The organism is Paenibacillus marinisediminis (assembly GCF_054343325.1).
Genome location: NZ_JBTGUH010000015.1, coordinates 59972 through 73681, shown reverse-complemented (window position 1 = coordinate 73681; position 13710 = coordinate 59972). Strand labels below are relative to the sequence as shown.

At 45.0% G+C, this 13710-nt stretch carries 17 protein-coding genes and 1 pseudogene; 12 read left to right on the top strand and 6 right to left on the bottom strand.

All coding sequences use genetic code 11. From position 1 onward, the window contains the following. Positions 1 to 110: 110 nt before the first annotated feature. The 3 genes and pseudogenes from ACXX53_RS21265 to ACXX53_RS21255 all read left to right on the top strand — a co-directional run. Positions 111 to 296, top strand: a pseudogene (locus ACXX53_RS21265) (IS1595 family transposase); the annotation flags it as partial. 62 nt (positions 297 to 358) lie between these two features. Then, positions 359 to 1066, top strand: coding sequence for an alpha/beta hydrolase (locus tag ACXX53_RS21260; RefSeq protein ID WP_458570692.1), 708 nt, complete (start codon positions 359 to 361; stop codon positions 1064 to 1066). A 181-nt stretch (positions 1067 to 1247) separates the two neighbouring features. Continuing rightward, a complete protein-coding gene (locus tag ACXX53_RS21255; RefSeq protein ID WP_458570691.1) occupies positions 1248 to 1409 on the top strand; it encodes a hypothetical protein in 162 nt (53 codons plus the stop codon). Positions 1410 to 1782: 373 nt separating this feature from the next. Here the strand turns inward: ACXX53_RS21255 and ACXX53_RS21250 are convergent, their stop codons facing one another. Further along, entirely contained in the window at positions 1783 to 1953 is a 171-nt protein-coding gene (locus ACXX53_RS21250; protein WP_458570690.1) for a hypothetical protein, read from the bottom strand. 152 nt (positions 1954 to 2105) lie between these two features. Here ACXX53_RS21250 and ACXX53_RS21245 point away from each other — a divergent pair, with 152 nt between their 5' ends. Beyond that, positions 2106 to 2549 carry a GNAT family N-acetyltransferase gene (locus tag ACXX53_RS21245; protein ID WP_458570689.1) on the top strand — a complete coding sequence of 148 codons (444 nt, stop codon included), beginning with the start codon at positions 2106 to 2108 and terminating at the stop codon, positions 2547 to 2549. 132 nt (positions 2550 to 2681) lie between these two features. Here the strand turns inward: ACXX53_RS21245 and ACXX53_RS21240 are convergent, their stop codons facing one another. Both ACXX53_RS21240 and ACXX53_RS21235 read right to left on the bottom strand, forming a co-directional pair. Next, complete coding sequence (locus ACXX53_RS21240; RefSeq protein WP_458570698.1) at positions 2682 to 2909, bottom strand: DUF3892 domain-containing protein; 228 nt, start codon at positions 2907 to 2909, stop codon at positions 2682 to 2684. 166 nt (positions 2910 to 3075) lie between these two features. Then, a complete protein-coding gene (locus tag ACXX53_RS21235; RefSeq protein WP_458570688.1) occupies positions 3076 to 3849 on the bottom strand; it encodes an MBL fold metallo-hydrolase in 774 nt (257 codons plus the stop codon). A gap of 105 nt (positions 3850 to 3954) precedes the next feature. Here ACXX53_RS21235 and ACXX53_RS21230 point away from each other — a divergent pair, with 105 nt between their 5' ends. The 4 genes from ACXX53_RS21230 to ACXX53_RS21215 all read left to right on the top strand — a co-directional run bounded on the left by ACXX53_RS21230 (position 3955) and on the right by ACXX53_RS21215 (position 6358). Beyond that, on the top strand, positions 3955 to 4164 hold the full coding sequence (locus ACXX53_RS21230; protein ID WP_458570687.1) for a hypothetical protein: 210 nt from the start codon (positions 3955 to 3957) through the stop codon (positions 4162 to 4164). Positions 4165 to 4323: 159 nt separating this feature from the next. After that, positions 4324 to 5094, top strand: coding sequence for an N-acetylmuramoyl-L-alanine amidase (locus ACXX53_RS21225; protein ID WP_458570686.1), 771 nt, complete (start codon positions 4324 to 4326; stop codon positions 5092 to 5094). A gap of 126 nt (positions 5095 to 5220) precedes the next feature. Continuing rightward, the gene (locus ACXX53_RS21220) at positions 5221 to 5811 is read left to right on the top strand and encodes a stalk domain-containing protein (RefSeq protein WP_458570685.1); all 591 of its coding nucleotides are present in this window, start codon (positions 5221 to 5223) and stop codon (positions 5809 to 5811) included. A 202-nt stretch (positions 5812 to 6013) separates the two neighbouring features. After that, positions 6014 to 6358 (top strand): DUF1292 domain-containing protein, encoded by a 345-nt coding sequence (locus ACXX53_RS21215; protein ID WP_458570684.1) that lies wholly within the window; start codon positions 6014 to 6016, stop codon positions 6356 to 6358. Positions 6359 to 6429: 71 nt separating this feature from the next. Here ACXX53_RS21215 and ACXX53_RS21210 read toward each other — a convergent pair whose 3' ends face one another. Next, on the bottom strand, positions 6430 to 6849 hold the full coding sequence (locus ACXX53_RS21210) for a DUF1885 family protein (protein WP_458570683.1): 420 nt from the start codon (positions 6847 to 6849) through the stop codon (positions 6430 to 6432). Between the two features lie 181 nt (positions 6850 to 7030). On the opposite strand from ACXX53_RS21210, the gene ACXX53_RS21205 reads away from it, so the two are divergent. Next, positions 7031 to 7444, top strand: coding sequence for a DUF3055 domain-containing protein (locus ACXX53_RS21205; RefSeq protein ID WP_458570682.1), 414 nt, complete (start codon positions 7031 to 7033; stop codon positions 7442 to 7444). Between the two features lie 88 nt (positions 7445 to 7532). Here ACXX53_RS21205 and ACXX53_RS21200 read toward each other — a convergent pair whose 3' ends face one another. Continuing rightward, positions 7533 to 9011, bottom strand: a complete 1479-nt coding sequence (locus ACXX53_RS21200; RefSeq protein WP_458570681.1) for an aminotransferase class I/II-fold pyridoxal phosphate-dependent enzyme — start codon at positions 9009 to 9011, stop codon at positions 7533 to 7535. 214 nt (positions 9012 to 9225) lie between these two features. Here ACXX53_RS21200 and ACXX53_RS21195 point away from each other — a divergent pair, with 214 nt between their 5' ends. Next, positions 9226 to 10401, top strand: coding sequence for an MFS transporter (locus ACXX53_RS21195; protein ID WP_458570680.1), 1176 nt, complete (start codon positions 9226 to 9228; stop codon positions 10399 to 10401). A gap of 236 nt (positions 10402 to 10637) precedes the next feature. Here the strand turns inward: ACXX53_RS21195 and ACXX53_RS21190 are convergent, their stop codons facing one another. Then, positions 10638 to 11273, bottom strand: a complete 636-nt coding sequence (locus ACXX53_RS21190; RefSeq protein ID WP_458570679.1) for a YktB family protein — start codon at positions 11271 to 11273, stop codon at positions 10638 to 10640. A 202-nt stretch (positions 11274 to 11475) separates the two neighbouring features. On the opposite strand from ACXX53_RS21190, the gene ACXX53_RS21185 reads away from it, so the two are divergent. Together ACXX53_RS21185 and gndA are read left to right on the top strand one after the other, a co-directional pair. Continuing rightward, on the top strand, positions 11476 to 12072 hold the full coding sequence (locus ACXX53_RS21185; RefSeq protein WP_458570678.1) for a hypothetical protein: 597 nt from the start codon (positions 11476 to 11478) through the stop codon (positions 12070 to 12072). A 201-nt stretch (positions 12073 to 12273) separates the two neighbouring features. Further along, positions 12274 to 13689 (top strand): NADP-dependent phosphogluconate dehydrogenase, encoded by a 1416-nt coding sequence (gndA, locus tag ACXX53_RS21180; protein ID WP_458570677.1) that lies wholly within the window; start codon positions 12274 to 12276, stop codon positions 13687 to 13689. Positions 13690 to 13710: the final 21 nt, after the last annotated feature.

Sequence of the window (13710 nt, the reverse complement as noted above, 5' to 3'; positions counted from 1 at the left end):
TAGACGACTCTTCAATGTTCCATAAAGCAATGTAAAAACTCGAAATAACGAGCTATTCAATGCATGAGTAATTACTGTAGGGTAGGACTCCAGATTAAAGGGGCTTAGCCGTAAATAAGTTTAATGATACTGCAACTAAATATATTAGCAATTATTAGTATTGGATTAAATGGCTACAATTATTTGAGACTGACAAAGAAGCTGTTAAAATCAAGAACTTTATGATTCAATGTAATGTAGCCAATGCTTCTACAAGAATAACAGATTTTAAAGAAAGAGAGCCCATATTTATTTAGGTATATACATTTATAATATTTGGAATGACGAATTATTTATATTTCATGGAGGAAAAATTGTAATGCTAAAAAATAATTTTAAAATAGAAAACATTCCAGCAATTTTGTGGGGTGACAAATCAGATAAGTTATTTGTGGTGGTGCATGGTAACATGTCAAATAAGGCAGATGACTCGATTATTGTATTTGCAGAAGAAGCAACAGCAGTAGGTTATCAAGTGCTTAGTTTTGATTTACCTCAACATGGTGACCGTAAGGATGATACTTATCTTTGCAAAGTTCAAAACTGTGTTCAAGACCTTAATACAATTATGACCTATGCAAAATCGTTATCAAATAATATAAGCATTTTTGCTTGTAGCATAGGAGCATATTTTAGCCTATTAGAATATAGCCATGAGCCGTTGAAGCAGTGTTTGTTTCTCTCTCCTGTGGTAAATATGGAACGTATCATAAATAATATGATGACATGGTTTAACGTAAGTGAGAGTAGACTGAAAATAGAGAAAGAAATTTCTACACCTATTGGCGAAACTCTCTATTGGGATTACTACTGTTATGTGAAAGAACATCCTATTGTTGCTTGGAATAATCCAACTTCAATTCTCTATGGTTCAGAAGATAACTTATGTGAGTTTGACGTTGTATCTGAATTTAATAAACGTTTTAACTGTAATTTGCAAGTAATGGAGAATGGAGAACACTATTTCCATTCTGAAGAACAGTTGCAGTATTTCAGACAATGGCTGAAAAAACATATTTACGTTTAATGATAATAAAAAATGATTGATGTATGAGCAACCAGCCTCAACCTCAGCGCAGTTGTTTTTACAAGCCTATTAGGAAAGCTTCTCTCGCTTCTAAATCAAGGTCATTTTTCATATGTTGAAATAGGTGAATAGCAGGCGGATTGTCCTGTTGGATGACACGACATGTGAAAGGGGCAAAGAGATGGCAGGAGGGGCTATATTGTTCGTATGGCTGCTAGGCTTATTCTCTATAGTGGCCGTAATTTGTTGGAAGCTGTTTCAGTTTATTACTCGTGACAGCATCAGATACGATGAAGAGTATGTATGGCTGCGTACCGTCAACAAGGATCATAAGTCTCAATAATGGATAGGATTGAATATTGGCTTTTTTGTATATTTGAACGTTTAATGTAAATAGCTTGCGGAGACAATAGAACAATATCCTTGGTAATGAGCGGAGGTTCCAGTTTGTCTCGAACTCGATACAGCTTGTGCGCGCTGTTGATGCTAGGTGTAGCTGCGGCTATAATATGGGGTTGTGCTCCATCTGGTGAAGCACAGTTAAGAACTAGCCACGTTACGGATTATAATAGGAATCCAAGAGTCATCCAGAATGTATATGGGAGCAGTACTGTACCACGCAGTATATATCAAAAATAAACAGCAACAAGACAACCCCGCGCTTCAGTGATGAAGCAGCGGGGTTGTCTTGTTAGGTGCAGTGAGACGGATTATACTTATGTACGAGTGTTCTCTTGCTGTTCTTGCTCCGCTGGCTGAGGATACCCGGAATTATCATCCGTATCCCATTTGTGATTGTATGCTTTTCTCGTCACAACGAGCAGTAGGGCAACCATGCCGATTACCATTATGACGACAGCGATAATCGTTGCTGTGATCGCGTCCATGGAAGTGATTCCTCCTGAGGAAATGTGATGGACACATTTCAGGTTGCAAGCCTATCTTGGTTGCTGGACAATGTTGGATAATCTAACTATACATGATATTCATTTTTTTGTATAATATAAGTTCGTTTAATACTGGGAGGTGCCGAACACGTATGGCAGCAGAACTCATTGAAGTGAAGACGGAAGAACAATTGCAGCAGTGTATTGCGATTCGTACTGAGGTGTTCGTGAAAGAACAGAATGTCCCGATGGAAGAGGAGTGTGACGAATATGATTCACTCGACGCTCCTGCTATTCACGTTCTGTTAATGGAGGATGGAGAGTATGCGGCGACAGGCAGAATCAAGATGTTGGATGAGAGCACAGCGAAGATGCAGCGTATCGCAGTACGTCAACCTTTCCGCGGCAAAGGAATTGGCAGATCGCTAATGATCGGTTTGGAGCAGATCGCTCGTTCTCACGGTATGGAGAAAAGTATGCTGGATGGACAGTGCCATGCGGAAGGCTTTTACCAATCGCTCGGCTATGTGACGGTGTCTGAGGAGCCGTTTTATGATGCGGGTATTCTGCATGTAAGAATGGAGAAAAAGCTGTAGTATATAGCTAAGTGATAAAGTAAACACAAAGTCTCATTCGATTCAGAATGGGGCTTTTTGCTTGTGGAATGATGCAGAGCTTGCGCATATCAAAATAACCCAAGATCGCTCTTGGGTTATAGTGAGGAATAACTAAAAGATTGGCAGATTATCTAGATTGTTATCCTTGCGCCCATCTGCATCAGAGCGGAGATGCTCTTCATGGTCACGGCCTCGGAATACGTTTAGATGTTGAATTTCATTGTTCTTAACCATCGCTTGCGCAGTCTTATAATCAACGACCCGCCCTGAAGTCAACTTCAGCTCCACAATATCGCCGTCACCATTTTTTCTAACTGCCACTACTTCTTCTTGCTGCACTCCGGACTGCTGCGCTAACGGATTAGAATACAACTGTTGCGGCGCGGCTTGAGCTTGCTGGTTAGAACCTACTTGCGGGTTGAACGGTTGTTCCATATGTTATCGCCTCCTGTATCTATTGTGGCTGCTGTAACCCATAATCATACGGAGGTTCAACCAATCGTCACTATTTCAATACCGTATATATCTCATGCTGATTAATAAAAGGCATCGGTCCTGTCCGTCCCTCATACTTCGGTCGTTCGTCGCCGTAGTGCATAAGTGAGATTCTTTCTTGTACATTGAGCGGCAGCGATAACAGCTGTGATAACGTCGCATGCACTTCGCCAGGCTCGATGAATTGACAATCATGCCAGATGCGTTGAACGCCCTGCTCGACAAGCGCTGTAAGCAGTTCCTGCTTGAAACGCATATCTGCACTATAGAAGAAGGCTTCATTGAATAGGAGTGAGTAGCTCTGTCTCCCCTCGATATGTGGAGTTTCAATAAATCGTAAATGTACTCCTTCCATCAGTGAGTAACTCGTGTCAGGCTCCACCGCGCACACCTCGAATACATCTTCCAGCTTATCGATTCCGTCTTGTGTCAGACCGCCCTTTAATGTTTGCTCCCATAAGAGCTGAGCGAGCGGAGCCGCGATGATGAGCTTTGGCTTGCGTCCGTATTTGAATCTCATCTGAAATGCATATTCTTCAAGCCCTCCAACGTGATCAGCGTGCATGTGTGTTACGATTACGCCTTCAAAGTCATTAAAGGAGCGACCTAAATGATGAATAGCCATTGGTGCCGTTATACCGCAATCGATGAGATAGGAGACATCTCCATTCGATAATACTCCATTATTGTTCCAGTAAGCCTTCGCGAACGCGCTCCCTGTACCGAGCATTTGAAGCTGCAAGGTCATCATATTTTCCTCCGTTTCATCGAAAATTACTACCATTTTACCTTTTAGTGGGTATGCGCACAAGCAAAGATGCTTAGGTTCGCATATCGTGAAGGAGGAGAAACGAGTCTCCCGTGTGAACGTGTAAAGTGGGTGTGACTAATGGCTAAAGGAAAAGTTATTAAGAAGAAAAAGAATCTGCCGAGCGGCCGTGTACAATATACGATGCGGCTCGTCACTTCGGACAGATGTGTTGTATGCCCAACACCGTGCTTGCGGGGATTGCGGTATGCCGAACGAATGTCCCAGCCAGGTGAAATCGGCAAAGGTGTGCCATGCATCCTGACTCGTACAAAAATAGGGGGCGATTGAGCTTCAGAAGGATATTCTCTGTTGCTTCAACACAAGCAATCCGTTTGGTCTGGGGTTCGTATGCACAGCATACGCCCCGGACTTGAGTCCGTTCCGCTGATGCATCGATTCAGTTTCATCCGAATGAGTATGAAGCTATAGGAGAGAGGTGTCTGCACTTTGGATATTTTATGGAAAGGAAATGTATATACGAACTCAAGTGATCGTAAGGGACAAGTCCCTCAGATTATCGTCGATCATATTTCCGCAGGCTCGATGTCCAGCATGGATTCATGGTTCACGACATCGGACAATAAGGTATCTTCTGCACATTATGGGATATCGAAGCGCGGAGATATTCATCAGTACGTCGCGATCGAGCGGGCTGCTTGGGCACAAGGGATTACGTCGGACAAGATCCCACACGCATTATCAGAATATGTTAGGAGCAGGTCGGTTAATCCCAACCTATATGCGATATCGATTGAGCATGAAGGATTTGATGGCGATCTGACGGAGGAGCAATTCAGGGCGAGCGTATGGCTGCATCAACACATTCAGCACATGGTTCAACAAATATGGAATACGACCATCCCATTAACACCTGAGCGGGTCATTGGGCATTATCAGATTGATCCCATTCGCAAGGCAAGTTGTCCAGGACCTAAGTTCCCTTGGGCGAGGCTTTATAAGGAATTAAGTCAAGCAACCGGAGGTGATAGCAACATGGATGAGATGAAGAAAGAGCTTGAAAAGCTGCGCTTGGCCGCAGTTAGGCTGGACGAGCGGTTGACCAGCTTGGAAAGTATGCAGAAGATGAAGGATATCCCGGAATGGGCGAAACCAAGTGTCAATAAGGCTGTGAAGAAAGGGATCTTAACCAATCCCGAACAGTCTTCATTCGACTTCTATCGCATCATAACGCTTCTGGATCGCAATGGATTACTATAATAAGACGATCACCATAATCAGAATATAAATATGAATTATATTAGTTGCTCATTTGTCCACATATGCGCAACTCTCCTGCCGTAATCGAGTATAACTATACAACTAAGCTTGTTGGAGGTTACAAACATGAAGTGCAGGAGAATTGCCACACTGGCTCTATTAGTTACCATTATTGGAGGAAGCTTTCTATCTGCCGCTCCTGTTGCTGGAGCAGAAAGTTCTGTGGACAAAGTAGAAGTTAAGATTAATGGTCATTCTGTACCTGAAGGAGGGTTAGTGGTTGATGGCAGAACTTACATGTCTGTAAGGCAATTACAAGATAGTCTGAGAGCATTTGTATACTGGGATGCAGATAATAAGCGCTTGTATTTGACTAAACCGAATGTCAATATGCTGTTGTTCCGTGATAAGACTATATTTGGTAAAGTTGAGGCAGGCAGTAAGGTGAGCTTCTCTGTCTTTACACAAGTGGATAGCTTGAAGACTGAAGTCGATTCTATTCGTCTGACAATCACGGATCCGAACGGAAAGACTTCGAAGATTCAAGAGTCGCCATTAACGATTAGTCAGGATAACTTCTGGTTCCGAAGCGATGATTACAAGTATGAATTCAAACATAAGGGTGATTATAAGATTCAGTGCTTCCTGCGTCAGAAGAATGGTGAGTATGCCTTGATGTCGGAGATGACGGTTGAAGCAGTCGATAAGATCAATTAATGATAAGATGACCTGTTCTTATCTTGGCTTACGTGATCTGTTGGATCGTGTGCATGTGAATTGCTGCAGTCGTCAATAATAACTTATGCCGCATAAGTATGGGGCCGTTCGGTGAAGGCTGGTCTCGTTGACCTGCTGAATATTACGTGTTACGATACGAATGGATGTCAGACATCACTTGTACATAAAGGAGACTACTGCAATGAGTGAACATAATAATGAATGCGGACACGATCATGAGCATGATCATAACCATGGTGAGGGTTGTGGATGTGGACACGACCACGAACATGACGCTGAGGACTTCGTAATTACGCTTATTGATGATGAAGGTAATGAGAAGGACATGGTATGGGTCGAAACGTTCAACGTTGAAGACAATATGTACGCACTTCTGCTGGAACGCAACAATCCTGAAGCAGACGGCGTTATTGTACGTGTTGACGAAGAAGGCGAAGATATGGCGCTTAACGCTATTGAAGATGATGCAGAGTGGGAACGCGTTCAGCAAGCGTATGAAGAACTCGTAGCTTCACAAGACCAATAGTGATGTAGAAGGGGCTTCTCCGGTATTATGCCGTTGAGAGGCCCCTTTCGTCTGTATTAGGCTAGTTAGAGCTATTTGCGCGGATTGAAATACATGCGTCGACCGTTGAATAACGTAAGTTCACCCTTCCACACCTTGGCTAAATATTTCATAAACTCATTGCCTTTGCCCTTGTCGCCGTGCGTAGCGACATCAGTTAGGACAAGCTCGACCGTATGACGTTCAATCCCATCCACCTCTGTTTGTCCAACACCGATCAGCAAGTGCTTATAGCGAGGGTCAGTACCTTGCAAGATAAAGCCGATATGCTCATGGCCTGGCTTCGTTTCAATTGTATAAGGGAAAGCAGCTTCTTCATATTCCCAGCCCAACTGCTTGCCAGTAAGTGCGGTTTGCTCTTGATAATGGAGCAGCTGCTGCTTCAATTGATCTAGTGAAACGGAAGCAACCGCAGATCCGTCCACAAATGTAATAGTTGCGCGTTGACTCATGATATACCCTCCCATCACTCTGACAACATCATATCATCACTATTTTTTAATGGCAATATTTACATGTTTTTTGTGCGCCGTGTGATCACTTAACCTTTAATTGACTGTTGTAGGGCAAACAATCCATATGGTATATTTAGGAAATAACCTATGCGGCTATCATCGTACTCCAAGACATTAGATGTTTATTCGTACTCGCTGTCAGGCTTACCACTACCAGCTAAGCGCAGCTAACCGTTTCATCTATGCCCTGAATCGTTCAAGTCCTTATTCAGGGAAATCCGTCGTTTATGAAGGAGGAGATGGCATGTATCAGAATCTATACGAAGTATCGGAGCAAGCTAATGTCAACTTTATTGGTTGGGCTGCAGAACAAGGGCGTTACGATTTTGCACTCATCTACTCCAACCACTTTATCGGCAAGACGTTGGTCGTATGTATGCAAACAGGACGATCGACCCTGCTGTGTGAAGATGATCTGAAGCCCGAATTGCTGATGAAGTCATTTCAACTGAATGATCTTGTGGCTGCAGAAGAAGCGGGAAACATATTGCGCACGAGAGTTCCGTCTCTGGAAGTGCGCGATCAATATTGAATCATACTATAATAGATTGTAGTAAGTGAGAAGGGGCATTCCCATTAGTGCTTGACCAATGGGAATGCCCCTCCAATATTCGAAGCGGTTATTCAAAGATAGCTTGTTCTTCTTTAATAACCTTTACATATTCAATGTATCGATCTTCAGTACCCTTCACAGGAAGTCCGATCTCGATATGGTCACATATATAATCGATGTTCTTCTGTGAAATGACCTCACCCGGCAATAAGATCGGGATGCCAGGAGGATACACATATATAAATTCAGCGATAATGCGCCCTGCCGATTCTTTGAATGGCACGAGCTCGGTGTCTCCGTAGAAAGCATCGCGCGGAATCAGGGACAACTGCGGAATATCCGGTATTTTAACGACAAGCTCACGCACTTCATTTTGATTATAGTGGGTACGTGACAATTCAGTAAGTGCCTGCAGCAGGATGTCTACAGTATCCTGAGTGTCTCCAGGAGTAACCAGGCACAGAATGTTGTACATATCACTTAATTCAACTTCAATATTGTAGTGATCGCGAAGCCAATTCTCAGTGTCGTATCCGGTAAGTCCGAGATGGCGAACATGAATCGTGACCTTGGTCGGGTCATAGTTGTAAGTTGCCTCGCTGCCTAATATTTCTTCGCCGAAACAGTATAAACCAGGGATCTTATTAATAGACTCCCGAGCGTAATCAGCAAGAGCTATCGCATGCTCGGCTATTTCATGACCGTTCAACGCCAGATTGCGGCGTGATGTGTCTAAGGAAGCAAGCAGCACATACGACGTCGAAGTCGTTGTGAGCATGCTGATAATCGTCTGGATGCGCTGCGGGTTAATGAGCCCATTCTTCGTATTGACATTCAGAACCGAACTTTGTGTCATGGAGCCGCCGAGCTTATGAACACTGGTTGCCGCCATATCTGCCCCAGCTTGCATTGCTGACATGGGAAGCTTCTCATGGAAATGGATCAATACGCCATGAGCTTCATCCACCAGCACTGGAACCTCGTACGAATGGGCTAGATCCACGATTTCCTTCAAATTGGCGCATAAGCCGTAGTATGTTGGATTAATAACAAGTACAGCTTTCGCATCAGGATGCTTCTCTAGAGCTCGTTTCACGGAACGAGTCGTTATGCCATGATCGATTCCCAAGTTTGCATCTCGCGCCGGGGATACAAACACCGGTCTAGCACCTGCAAAGATGATAGCCGACATGACGGACTTGTGGATATTGCGCGGGACGATAATCTTGTCACCAGGCGCGCACACCGACATGATCATCGTCATGATGGCACCGCTAGTGCCTTGCACGCTAAAGAACGTGTAATCAGCGCCGAATGCATCGGCTGCCAACTGTTGCGCTTCCGCGATGACACCGGAAGGCTGATGCAGATCATCCAACGGCGCAATATTAATGAGGTCTATTGAAAATGCCTCATTACCAATAAACTCACGGAATTCCCTGTCGGCCCCGACACCTTTCTTATGGCCTGGAATGTGGAACTGCACCGGGTTGCGTGCAGCATGACTCGTTAAAGCAGTAAACAGGGGAGTTCGATGATGATCCATCGCGGTTTCACAACCTTTCATGATGAAGATACGTTCCTTTTTAAAGAGACGTCACAAACAAACAAGGATTAGTTTATCAAAAACAATCGTGAATGCAAGTATAATTTAATGGGTAAAGGTTGAAAATGTTCGGAAATGAACTGGTATAAAATTACATATTGCGTATTGCTCATTATAAATATGTGGTAATATTAGCTTACGGAGGTAAGTTAATATGAATAAACAACTAACAGTCGTAGTATTGATGCTGATGATGGTATTTATCGGCTTCGGGATAGTTATTCCAGTATTGCCGCTCATGATAACGGATGCAGGAGCGAACGAGATGCACTTAGGGCTCATGCTGTCCCTCTACTCATTAGTATCTTTCATCGTTTCACCGCTGTGGGGAGGCTTGTCAGAGCGTGTAGGCCGCAGACCGATTATACTAACTGGAATATTTGGATTCGCGTTGAGTTATCTGATGTTCGGACTTTCAGGCGGCAGCCTTGTGATGATGTACGCTTCACGATTGCTGGGCGGTTTGTTCGCAGGTGCAGTAACAGCCGTAATTGTTGCTTATGTAGCAGATATTACAACAGACGAGAATCGTACGAAGGGTATGGCTATGGTTGGCGTAGCAATCGGCCTTGGCTTCACATTTGGTCCGGCATTCGGAGGATTGCTGAGTCAATTTGGTAACCCTGTACCGTTCTTTGCAGCTTCAGCACTGACCTTCATAACTAGTGTAATGGGTATGGTGGTATTGAAGGAGTCGTTGCCGGCAGAGAAACGGCGCAGCAAGCATCAGCCTGCTCCGTCACGTTGGTCAGCCTTTACTGGACGCATGAAGTATCTTTATGTGTTATCGTTCTTTGTTACATTTGCGCTGGCGGGGCTTGAAGCGACGCTGCTGTATTTCCAATCGATTAAGATTCCTGGCATTACTGCGGTTGACATCGGCTGGATGTTCTTCTTCTGCGGTCTAGCAGGAGCACTTGTACAAGGTGGGATCGTGCGCAGATATATTAAAAAGGGTGGAGAGAAGAACGCAATCGTGATCGGGCTGGTGATATCTGCTGCAGGGTTCATCCTGCTGCTATTCTCCAGCAATGTGTGGAATGCGACGGTGTTCCTCTGCATATTCGGAATTGGCAATGCTCTGATCAGACCTTGTGTTACCTCACTAATCTCTCAGAAGACGACTGTCAGTCAAGGCGTAGCATCAGGTCTGAATTCTTCAATGGACAGCTTTGGACGCATTGCAGGTCCGCTGACCGCGACCGCCTTGTTCAACGTTCAGGCTGGTCTGCCGTATATTGCCGGGGCGGTACTATCGGTAGTGGCGATCGGTCTGGTTGTTCGATACGCAGCATTAGATCGGGTAAGCCTCAATAACACAACTGCATAAACAACAAGGTCAAAACGGTGCCAATACAGCTAGGATAGGGTATGGGGTGCCGTTTTGTTATGTAAATAACAAAGGATGATGTAGGCTATTGATTGCTAATAAGAGTGTCAGTGAATTTTTATATTCGCAGAAAAATGGGTGATGTGTGAGCGAAGTAAGCCGTAACAGCTGCTGAACTCCAGAGTGATAGAGCGCAGCAGCCGTATATTGCTTATGCGGATAGAATATTTAAGAAGTTAGGATGCCGATTGAACTGCCAGCTTGTACAGCGGCATGAGGGTGTGAATGGTTTCAGACGCAAGCTTCATGAAGGCTTGTCCATCTGCCAGCGCGGGATCATTCGGCAGCAGATGTCTGCCGACTAGCCATTCAGATGATTTTACATCGCGGAAACGAAGCAATGTTTGCTGCAGCGCTGCATCATCAAGCGACCCGAAGCGCACAGCGCGTTTATCCATATGATCAAGGGATAATACGTAATCAGCAGGAACCGTTTCACGGACCTCGTCGAGCTGATTAAGCAGTGTAGTTGCAATAGCGGATTTATGGTTTGTTTCATATATGAATGCTAGCCAGATAAACACATGATCGTCGAATAACCCTACTTGAAAATGGGGATGCGCTTTATATCCACGCTTGTTCGGCCCGATCGCGAGCCATGTATCCTTAGGGGGATTTACAGTACGGCGAGCATGCTTGGCGATGTGAAGATACATTTCTTCACCTGCAAGCAGCGCGGCATCTCCAACCAGCTGTTCACCAATCGCGCGAAATTTAGGTTGAATTCGTTCTTGTATAGCTTTCATACGTTCCTCTAGACCATCGATCTGAAACGTATCGAAGTCTGATGCATGGAAACCGTTAAATGTCATCTTCGTAATCTCCTCCTCGACCTATCCCACAGGGACGAACAGTCAGTTCGCTGTCCATTATACCATAATAGCATAACTCGAAATCCTCTGAACGCACGGGAGCAAGCAGAGCTTCTACAATTTATAATTTCAAGTCAATAATCCAAGTCACATCATCATATGATGGAATTATATATCGATGCTGTGTCAAGGAGGGATTGCCGTGAATCGCAGCGAGGAAGTGGAGTATTGCAATTTAGAGTTGCGCTTTGACCGCCGGCAAATCCAGAACCTCATTCGGGATCTGATTCAAGAAGGGTACTCTTTATATTGGAGTGAGAATGAATCGCTGTTCATCGTGTCCATACGAACAGGACGCAAGCTCGTCAAGCTTCGCTTTCAACGTATGCATCAACGTTATAAGATCGTGGGAGACTATACGATACGCGATGAGCGTCTGGCAGAATTTATGGAGAAGTTGATCGGAGATGCGAGAGGTCATGCGGTAGTAAAACGGTTTAAAGACCGGCATATTATTATTGAAAGCATTATGTTTGGCGAAAGAATTCGACTCGTTGAAATATGCGGTCTAGAACAACGTATACTGTATCAGAAGAAGCCTGTGGTCACGACGGAAGAGATGATGCGGACATTTCGCTCGACGCGTGCTGAAGAACGTATCGAAGCATTAACAGAGGAAGTTGATCATACATTGTCCGCGCTTCATAAAGCGCTCATGGAGCAAGATGAGGAGGAGATTCAACGCTGCAAGGAGCTGTTGAATGTGCTGAGAAGCGAGATGCTTCAACTAGAAGTATAGTCCGGTTCAATTCGAAAACAAGTTGACCACCCTCCTGTTCAGATGGCAACGCTTTCTGAATAGCTGCAGGGTGTTTTGTTGTCCGGAGGGAGAAGATTGGCATGGACAAGCCGCTGTGCAGGGGTTCACTTCTAACCTCAAAAAGAGTACAATAGCAATAATGCAAACCATAATCTAATAGATAAAGGGTGGAAGTACTATATGTCAAAGACACAAATCGGTGTTATCGGGTTAGCGGTAATGGGTAAGAACTTGGCCCTTAACATTGAAAGTCGTGGATTCTCAGTGTCCGTATTCAACAGATCTCGTGAGAAGACGGATGCTCTTATGCTTGAAGCACCAGATAAAAACTTAACGCCTACATATACAATCGAGGAATTCGTGGCTTCACTTAAAACACCGCGCAAGATCTTGATCATGGTTCAGGCGGGTGCAGCGACAGATGCAACAATCGAATCGCTTATTCCACACTTGGACCAAGGCGACATCATCATTGACGGCGGTAACGCGCATTATCCAGATACGCAGCGCCGCAGCACATATTTGGAAGGCAAGGGCTTCCGCTTCATCGGTACAGGCGTATCCGGCGGCGAAGAAGGCGCGCTGCTCGGTCCTGCAATTATGCCAGGTGGACAAGAAAGCGCGTATAAATTGGTTGAGCCGATTCTGACGGCGATCTCCGCGAAAGTAAACGGCGAGCCTTGCTGCACATACATCGGATCTGATGGCGCCGGCCATTATGTGAAGATGGTTCATAACGGTATCGAATACGGAGATATGCAGTTGATCTGTGAGGCGTATGACCTGATGAAGAAGGTTGTGGGCGTATCGGAAAAGGAACTGCATGAGATCTTTACGGAATGGAATAAAGGTGAGCTCGACAGCTATCTAATCGAGATCACTGCTGATATCTTCTCCAAGTATGACGACGAAACAGGCAAGCCTATGGTTGACGTCATTATGGATACTGCTGGTCAAAAGGGCACAGGCAAATGGACAAGCGCGAACGCACTTGACCTGGGTGTGCCATTGTCCATGATTACTGAGTCCGTATTTGCGCGATTCCTGTCCGCGATGAAAGAAGAGCGCGTCGCTGCCAGCAAGGTGCTCTCCGGTCCTGAAGCACCAGCGTTCAACGGTGACAAAGCTGAGTTCATCGAGAAAGTGCGCCGCGCGCTGTTTGCAAGTAAGATCATGTCTTATGCTCAAGGCTTCAGCCAGATGGGCGTAGCTTCTGCAGAATACAACTGGAATCTGCAGCTTGGCAATATCGCGAAGATATTCCGTGGCGGATGCATCATTCGCTCGCAGTTCCTGCAAAATATCACAGAAGCTTACAACCGTGATCCAGAATTGAAGAACCTGCTGCTTGATCCTTACTTCAAGGATGTAATCGAATCGTATCAAAGCGCATGGCGTGAAGTAATCGCTACAGCTGTCACATTCGGTGTGCCAGTTCCAGGATTCTCTTCTGCACTCGCTTACTACGATAGCTACCGCACAGAGCGCTTGCCAGCGAACTTGCTGCAAGCACAGCGTGACTACTTCGGCGCTCACACGTTTAAGCGTGTGGACAAAGAAGGTACGTTCCACTACAACTGGCTGTCCAACGAGTAATGCCAGCTAATATGAACGCCG

Excerpts from the sequence above, each read along its gene's own strand:
- ACXX53_RS21260 (WP_458570692.1), top strand. The coding sequence starts at position 359 with ATGCTAAAAAATAATTTTAAAATAGAAAACATTCCAGCAATTTTGTGG.
- ACXX53_RS21255 (WP_458570691.1), top strand. The coding sequence starts at position 1,248 with ATGGCAGGAGGGGCTATATTGTTCGTATGGCTGCTAGGCTTATTCTCT.
- ACXX53_RS21250 (WP_458570690.1), bottom strand. The coding sequence starts at position 1,953 with ATGGACGCGATCACAGCAACGATTATCGCTGTCGTCATAATGGTAATC.
- ACXX53_RS21245 (WP_458570689.1), top strand. The coding sequence starts at position 2,106 with ATGGCAGCAGAACTCATTGAAGTGAAGACGGAAGAACAATTGCAGCAG.
- ACXX53_RS21235 (WP_458570688.1), bottom strand. The coding sequence starts at position 3,849 with ATGGTAGTAATTTTCGATGAAACGGAGGAAAATATGATGACCTTGCAG.
- ACXX53_RS21230 (WP_458570687.1), top strand. The coding sequence starts at position 3,955 with ATGGCTAAAGGAAAAGTTATTAAGAAGAAAAAGAATCTGCCGAGCGGC.
- ACXX53_RS21220 (WP_458570685.1), top strand. The coding sequence starts at position 5,221 with ATGAAGTGCAGGAGAATTGCCACACTGGCTCTATTAGTTACCATTATT.
- ACXX53_RS21215 (WP_458570684.1), top strand. The coding sequence starts at position 6,014 with ATGAGTGAACATAATAATGAATGCGGACACGATCATGAGCATGATCAT.
- ACXX53_RS21210 (WP_458570683.1), bottom strand. The coding sequence starts at position 6,849 with ATGAGTCAACGCGCAACTATTACATTTGTGGACGGATCTGCGGTTGCT.
- ACXX53_RS21205 (WP_458570682.1), top strand. The coding sequence starts at position 7,031 with ATGTTTATTCGTACTCGCTGTCAGGCTTACCACTACCAGCTAAGCGCA.
- ACXX53_RS21200 (WP_458570681.1), bottom strand. The coding sequence starts at position 9,011 with ATGGATCATCATCGAACTCCCCTGTTTACTGCTTTAACGAGTCATGCT.
- ACXX53_RS21195 (WP_458570680.1), top strand. The coding sequence starts at position 9,226 with ATGAATAAACAACTAACAGTCGTAGTATTGATGCTGATGATGGTATTT.
- ACXX53_RS21190 (WP_458570679.1), bottom strand. The coding sequence starts at position 11,273 with ATGACATTTAACGGTTTCCATGCATCAGACTTCGATACGTTTCAGATC.
- gndA (WP_458570677.1), top strand. The coding sequence starts at position 12,274 with ATGTCAAAGACACAAATCGGTGTTATCGGGTTAGCGGTAATGGGTAAG.